Origin of the sequence: Humibacillus sp. DSM 29435 (assembly GCF_001758225.1) — a bacterium.
In the GTDB taxonomy this organism is placed as follows: domain Bacteria; phylum Actinomycetota; class Actinomycetes; order Actinomycetales; family Dermatophilaceae; genus DSM-29435.
Genome location: NZ_MAST01000006.1, coordinates 1 through 14,858 on the forward strand (window position 1 = coordinate 1; position 14,858 = coordinate 14,858).

Consider the following 14,858-nt stretch of genomic DNA (forward strand, 5'->3'; position numbering starts at 1 on the left):
CCGATCCCCGCGCGGCTGGCCCGGCATCCACGGCGGCAACCCCGCCACGGTCCGAATCGCGCGCAGTCTCAGGGGGTGTGGCGCGAAGGGCTGGGTTCGGACGAGGAGGCCCGGCGCCCCTCCCACGGCGTGGAGAGCACGACGGTCGTGTGGGTGGAGACGCTCGCTGCGCCCCGGATGCGCGCGAGCAGGTCCTCGAGGTTGCCCGGCATCGCGACCCGTACCTTGAGGATGTAGCTCTCGACGCCGGCCACCGAGTAGCAGTCCTCGATCTCGGTGATGTGCGCCAGCCGTTGGGGTACATCGTCGGGAGCGCTGGCTTCGAAGGGTGCGACCGAGATGAGGGCAGCCAGCGGGAGCCCGAGCGCCTCAGCCGACACGGTGGCCGTGTAGCCGGTGATGATGCCGCGCTCCTCGAGCCGACGCACTCGCTGGTGTACCGCTGAGGTGGAGAGCCCGGTCGCCTTGCCCAGATCGGTGTAGCTCATCCGCCCGTCCGCCAGGAGCAGGCCCACCAGACGACGATCGAGATCTTCCATGGCCGAAGGCTAGACCAGCGCTCGCCTCAGACGGGGATATTTCTCAGTGGGAACGCTCGCAGACCGGACACACTGCGGTTTCGCGGTGGAACAGCAGACCACTGACAGTGGGCGGGTCTCGTCAGAGCCCCAGCAACCGCGGTGAGACGCCCTCCGAGCCTGACCTGAGGGCGGCACCGTCGCGGAACGGCGGTGTGTCCTGCCGGCAGGTGGCGGAACGCCCAGCGGTCGCACCGGTGAGCAGATAGCGGGTGATCGCACGGTCAGCGCACGAGCTCTTGAGCAATGCGGTGTGACCATAGCCGTTGACCGTGAGCACATCGGCCCGAGGGAACAGAGCCGCGTACGGTCTGGTCTGGCGATACGGGGTGGCCGGGTCGAACCGGGTACCGATGACCAGCACCTTCGCGTGAGTCGTCTGCTGCCAGGGGCCGGTGAAGGCATCGGAGTCCTGCACCGACCACCGCTCACACACGGCTCCGGTCCAGAGCCGGTAGCGGCCGAAGTAGGGAGCAACCCGGTCGTAGGCATCGGCGATGGCGGGGTAGGCGCCCAGCCGCCCCGAGGCCTTGGTGTCCACGCACAGGCTCGCGAGATTGCCTCCCACCGAGGTGTAGTCATCGCCCCGCCGGGCCCCGGGCTGCCGCTCTCCGCGCGCCTGCTCGCCGTAGACGGTGTTCGTGCGAGCCAGGGCTCCGAGCACCCTGCCCTTGTCGGGGCTCGGCGCCGAGAGAGCGGCCAGCAGGTCGGACAGATAGGACCAGGCGGCCGGGTCATAGAGGGCCGAGAAGGTGATCGCCACCGCAGCCTGTTGGTCGATGACGAGCGGGCCGGCCGGGGTCGCAACGGTCACCGGCCTGACAGCGAGCCGGTCGAAGGTGCGCTCGACGACGGCGACGGGGTCTCCGAGGGCGGCGAGGGAGCAGCCCGCCGGCCCCGCCGAGCGACAGAGCCGTCCGAACTCGGTGAAGGTCTCGCTGGCCCCCACCCCCTGACGCGACCGGATGCCGAACGGCACCCGGCCGGCCGCGGCTCCGGAGCCCGTGCCCGACCAGGCGAGCGGGTCGACGGTGCCGTCGAGCACGAAGCGGCCGACCCGGCCGGGGAAGAGCTTGGCGTAGGTGGCGCCCAACAGGGTGCCGTAGCTGTACCCGGCGTAGGTCAGCTTCGCGTCGCCGACGGCTCGACGCAGCAGCTCGAGGTCACGGGCGACGTTGGCGGTCGAGGCGTGTCGGAAGCGGCTGGGCGAGGTCGAGGTGCACTGTCTGCCGAACGAGACGGCATCCGCAATGTACTTCCGCCCCTCCGGCCGGGTGAGGGGGTAGGCAGTCTGCATCAGCGGTGCGGCCGCCTCCTGCTCGGCGGTGGGGAAGCAGGTGGCCGGGTCAGACCGCGCGACCCCGCGCGGGTCGAAGCCCAGCACGTCGTAACGGGCCCGCACGGCCGGCGTGTAGAGCGCCTCGGCCTGCGTGACGAACTCGACGCCTGACCCACCCGGGCCACCGGGGTTGGTGAACAGGGTTCCCAGTCGTCGGCCCGGGCCGGATGCCGGCAGCTTGATCAGGGCGATGGTGGTGGTCGCGCCTCGCGGAGCGTCGTAGTCGGTGGGTACCTCGGCAGTCGCGCAGCGGAACTGCTCGAGGGTCGCCCCGCACGAGCCCCAGAGGAGCCTCGGCGTCTTCGTGCCGGGCCGGATGCCGCCCGCGTCTGACGGGCTGGTGGTCGACGCCGTGGCTGGGTTCGCCTGCGCCGTCGGTGTGACCAGGAGGCCGCCGGCCAGGACGGCTGCGGTGGTGGCCGCCACCAGGGCGCGTCGCCGACGGGTGACATGACGCCTGCCCGTCTGCGATCCCTCGTCGTATGACGACACCATCGGTGCCCGGTCCCCTGATCTGGCAGTCATGGCGGCACGGTAACAACATCGATGCGTCGATGGGGCGAAGGTGCCCTGCCGAAACCGTTCCGGGTTCAGGTCCCCTCCCGGGTGAGCGGTGAGCGTCCTGCGTTGCCGATACGCTCGCCGGATGCCGCTGACGCACCCCGACCAACGCGCCCTCCTGCTCGACTCGGCATCGCTGTACTTCCGGGCCTACTTCGGGGTTCCGGAGGTGATCGGTCCGAGCGGCGTACCCACCAACGCCGTGCGCGGCCTGCTCGACATGATCGCCTCGCTCATCGAACGCGGACGCCCCACGCATCTGGTGGCGTGCTGGGACAACGACTGGCGCCCGGCGTTCCGGGTGGAGGCCATCCCCACGTACAAGAGCCACCGCCTCACCGACAGCGGCGACGGCGCCGACGGCGAGTCGGTTCCTGACGCGCTCGCGGTGCAGGTGCCCATCATCATCGACGCCCTGGCCGCCCTCGGCATCGCGCGTTTCGGCTCAGACGGCTACGAGGCAGACGACGTGATCGGCACCCTGGCCGCCAGTCACCACGGGGTGATGCCGGTCGACATCGTCACGGGCGACCGTGACCTCTTCCAGCTCGTCGACGATGCGGCCCAGATCAGGGTGCTCTACACGGCACGGGGCGGAGTGCGCTCCCCCGACCTCGTCGACCAGTCGTTTCTGCAGGAGAAGTACGGGGTGCCTACCGGTGACGCCTACGCCGACATGGCCGTGATGCGCGGCGACTCGAGCGACGGCCTGCCCGGGGTGGCCGGCATCGGCGAGAAGACGGCCGCCAAGCTCATCAACACCTACGGCACCCTCGCTGCGGTGCGCGAGGCCATCGCCAACGGCGACCCTGCCCTCAAGGGGGCCCAGCGGGCCCGGCTCGAGGCGGCCTCGGACTACCTCGACGTGGCGCCGCGGGTGGTGGCGGTCGCACGTGACGCGGCCGTGCCCGACATCGACCTCAGGGTGCCGACTGCGGTCGCGAACCCGTCCTTGATGTCTCGTCTGGCGGTCGAGCACGGGCTCACGTCGTCGTTCGACCGGGTGCTGAACGCGCTGCAGATCGAGTGAACGGGAGCGCCGGGCCCAACTCGTGAGTGGACGAGTGGGCGCGTCGCGCCCGGGATGGCGCATACTGGAGGTGATGACTCCCGCACCGGCCGCACCGCGGCGACACCTGCCCAGTAGCCCCTTCAACGCGCCGCCTGCTCGCGCGATCGAGCAGTACAGCGTCGGCGATCGGGTCACCCATGACAAGTACGGACTCGGCACGGTGCTCGACACCGCCGAGCACACCGTCACCGTCGACTTCGGTTCCGAACGGATCCGCCTGGCGAGCCCGTACGCCAAGCTGTCGCGGCTCTGACTCCTCGGTTGGGCGTGTACGCCTCGAATCGCCCAGACCTGCCAGTCAGCGGTAGCTGCCCCTGACCGAGCCGAGAAACGCCAAGAAGGCCGGCCCCCCAACGGGTGCCGGCCTTCTCGTGTGCAGGTGTGAACCTGCGAGAGATCAGATGGCGCGAACGCGCATCGCCTGCGGACCCTTGGGGCCCTGCTCGATGTCGAACTCGACGGCCTGGTTCTCCTCGAGGCTGCGGTAGCCGCCGCCCGAGATCTCTGAGTAGTGGACGAAGACGTCCGGACCCTCGGTCGGGGCGATGAAGCCGAAGCCCTTCTCCGAGTTGAACCACTTGACGGTTCCCTGTGCCATGTTGTGCTCCTTCTGTGGGTGGTTGGCCGCGTGGATTCACGGCCCTGGTCGGCGATGACGCGACCACTTCCACCGAAAAGAAGAAACAGCTGCGCTCGCAATCTCGTCCAAGCGAGCGTGCGAACACGAACACCAAAAACGTCGACCAGCGCTCGAATGCTATCCCACACCGCGCCCGGATGCCTCATCGGCGTCGGTGCGTGTCGCTCTGAGCTCTCGTCCCGACGCGAGGAGCCCGACCGGTGGCTCGGGGTGGCCCGCCCGCCGGGTCGACTCAGTCGAGGCGGTCGGCGGCCACGACCCCCCGCAGCACGGAGTCCGAGGCCTTGCGAGCCATCTGGCGCAGGTGCTCGTCTCCGGCGTTGGTCAGCTGGCCGAGCAGGTCGATGACCTGCTTGCACCGTCGCACGAAGTCGCCGGCAGCCAGGTCGGTGCCGCGCAGCACATCCTCCAGACGCTGACCGCTCGCCCACCGGTGCATCGCCCACGCGAGCCCGCCGTCCGGCATCCCGGTGCGGGGAAGGGCGAGCGCCCCTTCGGCGTCCTCCAGCCGCGACCACAGCTCGATCATCGCCTCGTACGCCTCGTGCACGTCCTCGGTCGGCCAACGGGGTGTCAGGCCACCCTCATCACGGCGGGGCTCGTGCACGAGGGTCGAGACGACGGCAGCGAGCGACGCGGGGTCGAGGCGTCGCCACAGGCCGACCCGCAGGCACTCGGCCGCCAACAGGTCCTTCTCCGTGTACAGCTGACGCAACCGGTCCCCCTCGGGAGTGACGGTCTCGCCAAGATCTGAGAGGTAGCCCGTCTGCACGAGCAGGTCGCAGATGCGGTCGAAGGTCTTGGCCACGGAGTTGGTGCGCCCGTCGATCTTGCGCTGCAGCGCGTCGGTCTCTCGCCGCAACCGCCACCAGCGCTCGGCCCACCGGGCGTGGCTCTCGCGTTCGGGGCACTGGTGACATGGGTGCGCCCTGAGCTGGCGTCGCAGCTGGTCGACCCGTTCATCGGACGGGTCGTCAGCCGGGAGCCGGGAAGGGGCCGGGTCGAACGGCCTCGACGCCCGCAGGCCCGCGGCGAGATCGCGACGGGCCTTGGGGTTCTTGGCGTTGAACTGCTTCGGGACGCGAAGGGTTCCGAGCGCCTCGATGGGCGCGGGCACGTCGTGCAGCGTGAGCCGCCGCAGCTGATGGTCCTCGGTGACGACCGCAGGCGATGCGGCCTCACCCCGACCGCCGCGGTTGGGCATCACGACCACGGCCAGACCGCTGTGCCGGCCGGAGGGGATCCGCACGATATCGCCGATCCTCAGGGTCTCGAGCGACACTGCAGCCGCCGCACGCACGGATGCGGAGCGGGCCTTGGAACCCTCCTTCTCGAGGGTGTGAATCTCGTCGCGGGTCGCGGCATAGGTGGCGAAGTCACCGAGGTGGCACTGCATCGAATCGGCGTAGCCGGCGAGGGCCTCCTCGTTGCGACGCACCGTGCGCACGAAGCCGACCACCGCCCGATCAGCCTGGAACTGGGCGAACGACGTCTCGAGGATCGACCGCGCCGTCTCGCGGCCGAACTGGCCCACGAGGTTGACGGCCATGTTGTAGGTGGGCCGGAAGCTGGAGCGGAGCGGGTACGTCCGGGTCGAGGCCAGACCGGCGACCGCTGCGGGGTCGAGGCCCCGGTTCCACAGCACGACGGCGTGGCCCTCGATGTCGATGCCGCGTCGACCTGCACGGCCGGTCAGCTGGGTGTACTCGGCCGGAGAGATGTCGACGTGGCTCTCGCCGTTGAACTTCACCAGCTTCTCGAGCACCACGGTTCGGGCGGGCATGTTGATGCCGAGCGCCAGGGTCTCGGTGGCGAAGACCGCACGAATATGGCCCTCTGTGAACAGCTCCTCGACGATCTCGCGGAACGTCGGCAGCATGCCGGCGTGGTGCGCGGCGAACCCCCGCGAGATGCCGTCGACGAAGTCCCAGTAGCCGAGCACCGTGAGGTCCTCGTCGGCGAGGCCCTGAATGCGCTCCTCGACGAGCCTGCGGTTTCGCTCGCCCTGCGCCACGTCGATGAGGCGCGCTCCGGTGCCGAGCAGCTGGCCGACCGCGCCATCGCAGCCGGCCCGACTGAAGATGAACGTGATCGCCGGCAGCAACCCGTCGCGCTCGAGCCGGTCGATCACCTCTGACCGGGTCGGGCCCCCGCCGGGCCGGCCACCCTGGGGGAAGCCACGGCCACCCGAGCCACCGGGCTGCCGGGAGACCTGTCGGCCGGTCGCGGCGACCCCGCGCCCCCGTTCGCCGCTCCCACCGCCCCGGCCGCCCAACGGTTTGCGGCCCTGCGACTGGGTGCGTCCGCGGTCACGCCCCCCTCGGCCGTTCGAGCTGGCCCAGTGAGAGTCCCAGGCTCCTCGGCCCTCGTTACCGCGGATCGCGTGCACGAGGTCGGGGTTGACACTGACGTCGGTGCTGGGGCCACGGTTCGAGACGTCTTGCGGGTCGACCTCCTCGACAAAGAGGTCGAACAGGCTCTGCCCGACCATCATGTGCTGCCAGAGCGGCACCGGCCGGATCTCGGAGACGATCACGGCGGTGTCGCCCCTGACCTCCGCCAACCAGGAACCGAACTCCTCGGCGTTGCTCACGGTCGCCGACAGCGACACCACGCTCACGTCGGGCGGCAGATGGATGATGACCTCCTCCCAGACCGCCCCTCGGAAGCGGTCGGCGAGGTAGTGCACCTCGTCCATGACCACCCAGCCGAGGCCCCGCAGCGTGGAGGAGCCGGCGTACATCATGTTGCGCAGCACCTCGGTCGTCATGACGACGATCGGGGCCTCACCGTTGATCGAGGCGTCGCCGGTGAGCAGTCCCACCTGGCCGACGCCGTGCACCCGCACGAGATCGGCGTACTTCTGGTTCGACAGGGCCTTGATGGGCGTGGTGTAGAACGCCTTGCGGCCGCCCGCGAGGGCCAGGTGCACGGCGAACTCCCCCACGATGGTCTTGCCGGCGCCGGTGGGGGCGGCCACGAGCACGCCGCGGCCCTCCTCGACCGCGCGGCACGCCTCGGTCTGGAAGTCGTCGAGCGGGAAGTCCAGCCCCTGTGCGAAGTCCCGCAGGTGGGGCCAGTCGGGCATCTTCATCGTGAACCTTCGGGGTCGGGAACGGCCACCTGCAACGCAGCGGGCACCACTTCGATATCGAGCGGCAGAGCAGACAACGGCTCACCGTCGGCCTGGGCGTGGATGCCGTCGGCCTCGAGCCGCACTCTCCGCGCCCTGCGGATGTCAACGGCGCGGTGGCCGACATGTGTTCCCGAGAAAACTCTGGGAAAGACCCTGAGAAAAGCGGCGATCGACAGTTCGTGCACGATCAGCACGTCGAACAGCCCGTCGGAGACGTCGGCGTCGGGACACACCTTCATCCCCCCTCCGAACGATGTCGTGTTGGCCACTGCCACCAACATCGCACGGGTCTGCAACCGCTCGCCATCGAGGTCGACCACGTAGGGGATGGCATGAAAGACGGGCAGCTCCCGGGCGATGGCGAGGTTGTAGCGCATGGCGCCCCGGGGCCAGCGCATCCGGGCTGCCCGGGCCGCCACCACGGCGTCGAACCCGGCACCGAGCACCCCACCGAACCACCGCATCTGGCCCCCGGCGTCGGTGACCTTTCCGGCGTCGACAGCCCGGGTCACGCCGGCGTGGATGACGCGCACCGCGGCTGCCGGATCACGCACCGGGAGGCCGAGGTTGCGGGCGAAGTCGTTGCCGGTTCCGGCAGCCACGACCCCGAGCCGAACGGGGGTGCCCGCACAGAGGTTGACGCCGAGATGAACCATGCCGTCTCCGCCGACCACGACGAGGGTGTCGACGCCGCCACCCAGAGCGGTGGCCGCGGCGGCATGGGCCAGGGCGTAGCCGGCGGCCGAGACGTCGATGACCTCGTGCCCGGCCGTGCGCAGCAGGCGGGCCGTCTGCTCGCCCATAGCGGCGCCCGCGCCCTTCCCGGACGTGGGATTGACGATCAGGGCGATGCGCGAGGGCACAGCCGCAAGCTACAGCGAGGACGCCTCGTCGTCGGGGACGTCGAGCCACCCGGGATCTTGCTTGGCCTTGCGCTTGTCGAAGATGAAGGCGATGCCCACGGCCGCGAAGAAGAAGGCCACCATCGGCAGGGCCAGGATGCACATCGTGTAGGCGTCGGGCGTCGGGGTCATGATCGCGGCGAAGACGAAGATCAGCATGACCGCCGGACGCCAGCCCCGCAGCATGAGTCGAGCCGGCAGGATGCCGACGAGGTTGAGCGCGACGAGGAACACCGGGAGGAGGAACGCGCACCCGAAGGCGACGACGAACTTCAGCACGAAGTTCAGGTAGGCAGCGGCATCCTGGAGGTTGGCGGCGTTGTCGGGGGTGAAGCCGAGCAGAACCGAGACGGCCTTGGGCAACATGAAGTAGGCCAGGGCGCAGCCGGCGAGGAAGAGTGGCACCGCGGCGACGATGAACAGTCGCGCGACGCGCTTCTCCTTCTTGGTCAGCCCTGGGACGATGAAGCCCCAGATCTGCCAGAGCCACACGGGCGACGCGACGATGAGACCGACGAACAGCGATACCGTCAGCTGGATCGCGATCGGGTCGGTGAGCCCGGCGAAGTTGATGTTGACGAGCGCGTTGCCACCAGAGGCCTTCCGCTGGTTGGCCAGGTCGGTGATGGGCTTGGTGAGCGCGTTGATGACGTGCTCGTAGAAGATCCAGCCGAGAACCCCGGCGACGGTGATCGCCAGGGCGGCGATGAGCACCCGGTTGCGCAGCTCGCGCAGATGGTCGCCGAGGGACATCCGACCCTCTGAGTTGCGTTTGCGCAGCAGCGTGGGCATGTCAGAACCGTGGTGGTCGTGGCGTGGGGTGAACGGGCGCGGTGGCGATGCTCAGACGGTGGAGTCGCCGCGAAGCTTGGCCGCTTCGGCGCGAGCCTCGGCCGCACGGGCCTCAGCCTCGGCGACTCGGGCGTCGGCAGCGCGCCGCGCCTCGTCAGTGGGGTTGTAGGGCGTTGAGTCGTTGACGACGTCACCGGGAACCGTGCTGCGCGACGCGGCGCTGGGTTCCTTGCCGTCCTTCTTCATCTCGTCGACCTCCGACTTGAACACTCGAGCCGAGCGGCCGAGGCTGCGAGCCATGTCGGGCATCTTCTTCCACCCGAACAACGCGATGATGATGACAGCGATGACGGTCAGTTCAGGCCAGCCCAGTCCGCCCATGATGTTTCGTCTCCTCGTCGAAGGCGGCTCGCTTGTGAAAGCCGCATGCAGCGGCATCCGCTGCACTGCACCAGCATACGTGCTGTCTGATGGGAGCCGGCTGTACGCCGGCATCGTGTTGGTTGTTCGGAACCGACGGGCGATCGGGATTGGGCCAGTGGCATCACAGCATCGATGCAACGACACAACGGCACAATGGCGCCGTTCAGTCGCTCTCCAGCCCGGTCGTGCTGTGTGGTTCGGACGGCTGTGGTGGCGCGGGTGTCGAAGAACGGGTCGGGGCGGGCGGGTAGGCCGACAGGGCCGCTCGCGCTTCGGCGGCCACAGCCTGCGCCAGCTCGGGGGGCTCGACCACTCGGGCCTCACCTCCGAGCCGCAGCATGAGCCGGCGCACGAGTGCCGGGTCGGCCACCTTGAGGGTCACCCGAACCGACCCCTCAGCGCCCGGCTCGCCATCGCCCGAACCGCCACCGACGGCGCGCTCGACCCCCTCGTTGGGGTAGTAGTCGGCGATCCAGGCCGCCTCGGCGCTGACGTCGATCACCACGGTGAGGTCACTCGGGCCCGGGATGAAGGCGTCTCCGAGGTCGCGCGGTTGCGCCTGCGCGGGCGGCGACCCGTCGATCTCCAGCACCGTGGCGGCCTCGATGCGATCGAGGCGGAAGAGGCGTACGTCGTGGGCCCGGTGACACCACCCCTCGGCGTACCACTGGCCGTCGAGGTTGACGACGCGCATCAGGTCGACGTCGCGCTCGGTGGTCTCGTCGCGGGTGGGCACGTAGTACCTCAGGTGAATCCGCCGACGGGAGGTGAGAGCTTCCTTGACCGCCGCCATGGCCGGATGCTGGCTGCCATCGTCGAGGTCGAGGGCGATGCGGGCGGCGGGGTCACCGGCCGCGCCGACCCCGGCCGCGCCGGTGGAGCTGGTGGCGGCCCGCGCCGTGCGCAGCTTGGTCAGGGTGCGCTCGGTGATCTCCGGGTTGAGCAGGCTGGAGCCAAGGGCCTGCAGGCCGGCGATGAGGGTGACCGCCTCGTCCTGGCTGAGGCGCATCGGTGCGGCGATGTCCTCGGCGTTGTCGAGGTAGATGTGACCGCTCTCCCACTGGGCGTCGATCAGCTCCGCGTGTCCGTACCCCGGGGTGCCGCAGACGAACAGCAGCTGGAGGTCATCGACCACCTGCTGCTCGCTGATTGCGAACTCGCGGGCGGCCTCGCTCACGGCGACGCCCCGGTGGCGCAGCAGCCACGGCACCATGTCCAGCAGACGGCCCAGACGCTGGGTAGCGGTCTCGGTCATGATGGTTCCTCGTGCACGGTGGCGACAGCAGTCAGGGCCGCGACGACCCCGGCGACGAGCTGGGGCGGAGACTGCGCGACGGCGTGGGAGCCGAGGGCAGCGACATCACGCTCGGTGGAGCCCGGCCAGTAGGGGATCTCGATCTGCGCCCAGCGCTCGTCGACGTCACGCGAGCCGACCGCATGTCGGCGCAGGGTGTGTCCCCGACCGTGACGCAGCCACACGACGGCGACGCCGGCGGCATCCGGCTCCTGGGCCGAGAGCGCGACCTCCGGCACATGGTCGGCCGGAACGACGTAGCCACCGGCCCGCCCCTTCTTGCGCACCGCCCCCTCGACGCGGCTGAGCCGGAAGGCTCGCTCGCCGGAACGGCCGACGTCGTAGCCGGTGAGGTACCAACGGCCGTGCCAGTGCTTGAGGGCCCACGGCTGCACGTGTCTTGTGGTGAGGGAGCCGTCGCTCTTTCGGTAGTCGAAGGTGATCGCCTGGAGGGCGGTGACCGCCGCGCGCACCGCTTCGAAGGCCGGCTCCCTGGTGCGGATACGTGGCTCGACGCCGGCCGCCATCGACTCGTCGATCTCGACACCGGCCAGGCGTAGCTTGCGCAGCGCTGCGGAGGCGTTGCCCGAGATGCTGGCCGTCGACCACGTGCGGGCGGCCAGCGCGAGAGCGGCCACCTCCTCGGGCTCGAACGAGATCTCGGGCAGGGAGGTCTCGGCGGAGTCGATGCGATACCCGACCTCGTCGCCCCAGAGCACGTCGATCACGGTGGTCGTGATCGGGATGCCCATCTCACGCAGCTCGTCCTTGTCGCGCTCGAACATCCGGTCGAACGCCTCGGCGGATGCCGCTCGAGAATAGCTCGGCAGAGCCTCGCGCAGCTTCTGCTTCGAGACCGGCCGACGGGCCGACTTCAGCGCGAGAATCAGGTTCATCAGCCGCTCGGTCTTCTCGGCCGATGACGACGCTGGAGAGGCTGCCGACGCTGGGCTCATCACGGTCCTTCCCGGGTGAGTGGGAGGCCGACGCTACCTGATGGCGGCGACGATGACGACGCCATCCGGGCCGTGCCGTGCCGTTCGTCAGATGGGGTCCGAAGGTCGGGCCAGACCGTGGTTCAGCGCACGTCGGCGAGGTCGACGACGAAGATCAGCGTCTCGCCCGGGGCGATCGCCGCGCCGGCGCCGCGGTCGCCGTAGGCCAGGTGCGCAGGGATGGTCAGCCGACGTCGCCCACCGACCTTCATCCCCTCGATCCCCTGGTCCCAGCCCTGGATGACCATGCCGACACCGAGCCGGAAGTCGAGCGGGTTGCCGCGGTTCCACGACGAGTCGAACTCCTCGCCGGTCGAGTGCGCCACGCCCACGTAGTGAGCGCTGACGGTGTCACCCGACTTGGCGGGCTCGCCCTCGCCCTCGATGAGCTCCTCGATGACGAGGTCGGCTGGAGCTGCGCCCTCGGGAAAGTCGATCTCGGGCTTGGTGCGGGTCGGGTCGAGCGCCATGGCGTGGGCCTCTCTTCTGGGAAGGGTTGTACGAGCGAACAGCGTGTGTGGCGACCGGCGAAAGGGCGGAGCCTCAGACGGTGCCGAGGATGTCGACGACGAACACAAGCACGTCGTCGCCCTTGATCTTGCCGTCACCACCGCCTTGGGTTCCGTATCCGTCAGCGGGCGGGATGACGAGGAGCACTCGACTGCCGACCTTCTTACCCACCAGCGTCTTGTCCCAGCCGGGGATGACCTGGCCCGAGCCGATGGGGAAGTCGGCGGGGGCACCGCGCTGCCACGAGGAGTCGAACACCGAACCGTCGCGCCAGAGCACCCCGTGGTAGTTGGCGATGAGGGTCTGGCCCTTCTCGACCGTGGACCCCTTGCCCTCGATGAGGGTGACCTGCTTCGTCTCCTTGGGAGCCGCGGTCTTGGGAATGGTGACCGTCGGCGCCTTCGTCGGGCCGTTCTTGAACTCGACCGTGGGCAGGCCGGCCGGCGAGGCCGTCTGCGTGCCCTCGATGGAGGTCGGCACCTGGGTGACCGACTGCACGTCGGCGACGAACACGAGGGTGTCGGTGGGCTTGACGCCCAGCTGCTCGTTGCCCTGCGCCCCGAAGGCGTCCTTCGGGGGCACCGTGAACGCCACCCGCTCGCTCGCCTTGGCGCCCACCAGGCCCTTGGTGATGCCCGGGATGTAGTTCTTGCTCGCGAGCCAGACTCCGAGGGCCGTGCGGCCCTTGTCGAAGCCGTTGTCGAGAAGCTTGCCGTCACGGCCGTTGTAGACGCTCATCCACACCTTGAGGGCGTCGTTGCCGGTGGAGGCGGCCCCCGTTCCGGGGGTGAGCACCTTGCGTTCGATGTCGGTCGAGGTGAGGGGCGTCTGGCCCAGCGAGACCTTGGGCGCCGTCTTGAAGTCGACCGGCCCGGTCGCAGTGGTGGCCTTGAGTGCCGTCGACACCGCGGTGATCGCCACCGGTCCGGTGGCTGCTGCCCCGCTCGCGCCGGCCGTCGAACCGGTGGTGGAAGCACTCGTCGAGGTGCCGGCCGTTCCGCAGGCCGCGACGGCGGTCAGAGAGAGCACGGCCGTGAGGGCAAGGGCAGCACGAGTGAGGCGCACGAGAGATAACTTTCGGTTTGACGACGGGCCTCGCCGGTGGGCAAAGCCTCGTCACTCTAACCCGCCGACCCCTGGGGAGAGTTCCCCGACCGGGGCCCGGGAGGGCTGTCGATCTGCTGTGAGTTTCCGCGTTCTCAGAGCGGGCGCGGCGTGGTGGGCGAGCGCTCGATGGTCTCCATGAGCCGCTCGACGCGATCGTCGACAGCGCGAAACGGGTCCTTGCAGAGCACGGTGCGCTGGGCCTGGTCGTTGAGCTTCAGATGCACCCAGTCGACGGTGAAGTCACGACCGTGAGCCTGCGCGGCCCGGATGAAGTCGCCCCGCAGCTTGGCCCTGGTCGTCTGGGGCGGCCGCACCTTGGCCTCGAAGATCTCCACGTCGCTGGCCAGGCGCGCCGCTCCCCCGTGCTTCTGCAGGAGGTAGAACAGACCACGGCGCCGGTTGATGTCGTGGTAGGCGAGGTCGACCTGCAGCACCCGGGCGTCGGAGAGTGACAGTCCGTGCCGGGCCCGGTAGCGCTCGATCAGCCGGTACTTGATGACCCAGTCGATCTCGGTGCCGATCGCGTCGAGATCACCGGCCCCGATGGCGTCGATGGCCCGACCCCAGAGGTCGAGCACCTGCTTCGTGTCAGGGTTGCCCATCCCCTCGTGGTCGACGAAGTCGAGGGCCTTGTCGAGGTACTCGCGTTGCATGTCGAGCGCCGACAGCTCACGCCCGTTGGCGAGTCGCACCGTGGCGCGCCCGGTCGGGTCGTGGCTCATCGTGCGGATCGCCCGGATGGGGTTCTCCATGGTGAGGTCCCGCATGACGATGCCCGCCTCGATCATGCGTAGCACGAGGTCGGCACTGCCGACCTTGAGCAGGTTGGTCGTCTCGGACATGTTCGAGTCGCCCACGATCACGTGCAGTCGGCGGTACTTCTCGGCGTCGGCGTGCGGCTCGTCGCGCGTGTTGATGATCGGCCGCGACCTGGTCGTGGCCGAGCTGACGCCCTCCCAGATGTGGTCGGCGCGCTGGCTCACCGCGAACGACGCGCCGTGGGCGGTGGTGACCACCTTGCCGGCCCCGCAGACGATCTGACGGCTGATCAGGAAGGGGATGAACATGTCGGAGACGCGCTGGAAGTCGCCGCCACGACCGAAGAGGTAGTTCTCGTGACAGCCGTAGGAGTTGCCGGCCGAGTCGGTGTTGTTCTTGAAGACGAAGATCTCACCCTCGACGCCGTCGTCGCGCAGCCTGGACTGCGCGTCTTCGACCAGGCCCTCGAGGATGCGCTCGCCGGCCTTGTCCTGAACGACGAGCTCACGCACCGAGTCGCACTCGGCGGTGGCGTACTCGGGGTGGCTGCCGACGTCGAGGTAGAGCCTGGCCCCGTTGCCGAGGAACACGTTGCTCGACCGGCCCCAGGCCACCACCCGGCGAAAGAGGTAGCGGGCGACCTCGTCGGGCGTGAGGCGGCGTTGCCCCTGCGAGGTGCAGGTGACGCCGTACTCGTTCTCGATCCCGAAGATCCGCCGTTCCATGCACCAACTCTAGGCTCACCACTTC

Annotated in this window: 14 protein-coding genes; 2 read left to right on the plus strand and 12 right to left on the minus strand. The window is 69.4% G+C overall.

Going from position 1 to position 14,858, the window contains the following annotated elements; genetic code table 11:
• Positions 1-68: 68 nt before the first annotated feature.
• Complete coding sequence (locus BA895_RS05355; protein WP_070190877.1) at positions 69-539, minus strand: Lrp/AsnC family transcriptional regulator; 471 nt, start codon at positions 537-539, stop codon at positions 69-71.
• Between the two features lie 121 nt (positions 540-660).
• Positions 661-2,442, minus strand: coding sequence for an alpha/beta hydrolase (locus BA895_RS05360; RefSeq protein ID WP_083283007.1), 1,782 nt, complete (start codon positions 2,440-2,442; stop codon positions 661-663).
• Positions 2,443-2,563: 121 nt separating this feature from the next.
• Here BA895_RS05360 and BA895_RS05365 point away from each other — a divergent pair, with 121 nt between their 5' ends.
• Together BA895_RS05365 and BA895_RS05370 are read left to right on the plus strand one after the other, a co-directional pair.
• Positions 2,564-3,508 carry a 5'-3' exonuclease gene (locus tag BA895_RS05365; protein ID WP_070190879.1) on the plus strand — a complete coding sequence of 315 codons (945 nt, stop codon included), beginning with the start codon at positions 2,564-2,566 and terminating at the stop codon, positions 3,506-3,508.
• Positions 3,509-3,581: 73 nt separating this feature from the next.
• Complete coding sequence (locus BA895_RS05370; RefSeq protein ID WP_070190880.1) at positions 3,582-3,803, plus strand: hypothetical protein; 222 nt, start codon at positions 3,582-3,584, stop codon at positions 3,801-3,803.
• A gap of 144 nt (positions 3,804-3,947) precedes the next feature.
• Here the strand turns inward: BA895_RS05370 and BA895_RS05375 are convergent, their stop codons facing one another.
• The 10 genes from BA895_RS05375 to pafA form a co-directional block, all read right to left on the minus strand.
• Positions 3,948-4,148, minus strand: coding sequence for a cold-shock protein (locus tag BA895_RS05375; RefSeq protein ID WP_070190881.1), 201 nt, complete (start codon positions 4,146-4,148; stop codon positions 3,948-3,950).
• Between the two features lie 274 nt (positions 4,149-4,422).
• Positions 4,423-7,284, minus strand: a complete 2,862-nt coding sequence (locus tag BA895_RS05380) for an RNA helicase (RefSeq protein WP_070190882.1) — start codon at positions 7,282-7,284, stop codon at positions 4,423-4,425.
• Positions 7,281-8,189 carry a diacylglycerol kinase family protein gene (locus BA895_RS05385; RefSeq protein WP_070190883.1) on the minus strand — a complete coding sequence of 303 codons (909 nt, stop codon included), beginning with the start codon at positions 8,187-8,189 and terminating at the stop codon, positions 7,281-7,283. The genes BA895_RS05380 and BA895_RS05385 overlap by 4 nt, the downstream gene beginning before the upstream one ends.
• Before the next feature lie 9 nt (positions 8,190-8,198).
• Entirely contained in the window at positions 8,199-9,020 is an 822-nt protein-coding gene (gene tatC / locus BA895_RS05390; RefSeq protein ID WP_254666339.1) for a twin-arginine translocase subunit TatC, read from the minus strand.
• A gap of 51 nt (positions 9,021-9,071) precedes the next feature.
• Complete coding sequence (tatA, locus tag BA895_RS05395) at positions 9,072-9,401, minus strand: Sec-independent protein translocase subunit TatA (protein WP_070190884.1); 330 nt, start codon at positions 9,399-9,401, stop codon at positions 9,072-9,074.
• Positions 9,402-9,606: 205 nt separating this feature from the next.
• On the minus strand, positions 9,607-10,698 hold the full coding sequence (locus tag BA895_RS05400; protein ID WP_083283009.1) for a YafY family protein: 1,092 nt from the start codon (positions 10,696-10,698) through the stop codon (positions 9,607-9,609).
• Positions 10,695-11,693, minus strand: a complete 999-nt coding sequence (locus BA895_RS05405; RefSeq protein ID WP_070190885.1) for a YafY family protein — start codon at positions 11,691-11,693, stop codon at positions 10,695-10,697. Before BA895_RS05405 ends, BA895_RS05400 begins: the two co-directional genes overlap by 4 nt.
• Before the next feature lie 122 nt (positions 11,694-11,815).
• On the minus strand, positions 11,816-12,202 hold the full coding sequence (locus BA895_RS05410; RefSeq protein ID WP_070190886.1) for an FKBP-type peptidyl-prolyl cis-trans isomerase: 387 nt from the start codon (positions 12,200-12,202) through the stop codon (positions 11,816-11,818).
• Positions 12,203-12,275: 73 nt separating this feature from the next.
• Positions 12,276-13,307 (minus strand): FKBP-type peptidyl-prolyl cis-trans isomerase, encoded by a 1,032-nt coding sequence (locus tag BA895_RS05415; protein ID WP_070190887.1) that lies wholly within the window; start codon positions 13,305-13,307, stop codon positions 12,276-12,278.
• Positions 13,308-13,441: 134 nt separating this feature from the next.
• Positions 13,442-14,833 (minus strand): Pup--protein ligase, encoded by a 1,392-nt coding sequence (gene pafA, locus BA895_RS05420; RefSeq protein ID WP_070190888.1) that lies wholly within the window; start codon positions 14,831-14,833, stop codon positions 13,442-13,444.
• Positions 14,834-14,858 lie beyond the last annotated feature (25 nt).

Excerpts from the sequence above, each read along its gene's own strand:
- BA895_RS05355 (WP_070190877.1), bottom strand. The coding sequence starts at position 539 with ATGGAAGATCTCGATCGTCGTCTGGTGGGCCTGCTCCTGGCGGACGGG.
- BA895_RS05360 (WP_083283007.1), bottom strand. The coding sequence starts at position 2,442 with ATGACTGCCAGATCAGGGGACCGGGCACCGATGGTGTCGTCATACGAC.
- BA895_RS05365 (WP_070190879.1), top strand. The coding sequence starts at position 2,564 with ATGCCGCTGACGCACCCCGACCAACGCGCCCTCCTGCTCGACTCGGCA.
- BA895_RS05370 (WP_070190880.1), top strand. The coding sequence starts at position 3,582 with ATGACTCCCGCACCGGCCGCACCGCGGCGACACCTGCCCAGTAGCCCC.
- BA895_RS05375 (WP_070190881.1), bottom strand. The coding sequence starts at position 4,148 with ATGGCACAGGGAACCGTCAAGTGGTTCAACTCGGAGAAGGGCTTCGGC.
- BA895_RS05380 (WP_070190882.1), bottom strand. The coding sequence starts at position 7,284 with ATGAAGATGCCCGACTGGCCCCACCTGCGGGACTTCGCACAGGGGCTG.
- tatC (WP_254666339.1), bottom strand. The coding sequence starts at position 9,020 with ATGCCCACGCTGCTGCGCAAACGCAACTCAGAGGGTCGGATGTCCCTC.
- tatA (WP_070190884.1), bottom strand. The coding sequence starts at position 9,401 with ATGGGCGGACTGGGCTGGCCTGAACTGACCGTCATCGCTGTCATCATC.
- BA895_RS05400 (WP_083283009.1), bottom strand. The coding sequence starts at position 10,698 with ATGACCGAGACCGCTACCCAGCGTCTGGGCCGTCTGCTGGACATGGTG.
- BA895_RS05405 (WP_070190885.1), bottom strand. The coding sequence starts at position 11,693 with ATGAGCCCAGCGTCGGCAGCCTCTCCAGCGTCGTCATCGGCCGAGAAG.
- BA895_RS05410 (WP_070190886.1), bottom strand. The coding sequence starts at position 12,202 with ATGGCGCTCGACCCGACCCGCACCAAGCCCGAGATCGACTTTCCCGAG.
- pafA (WP_070190888.1), bottom strand. The coding sequence starts at position 14,833 with ATGGAACGGCGGATCTTCGGGATCGAGAACGAGTACGGCGTCACCTGC.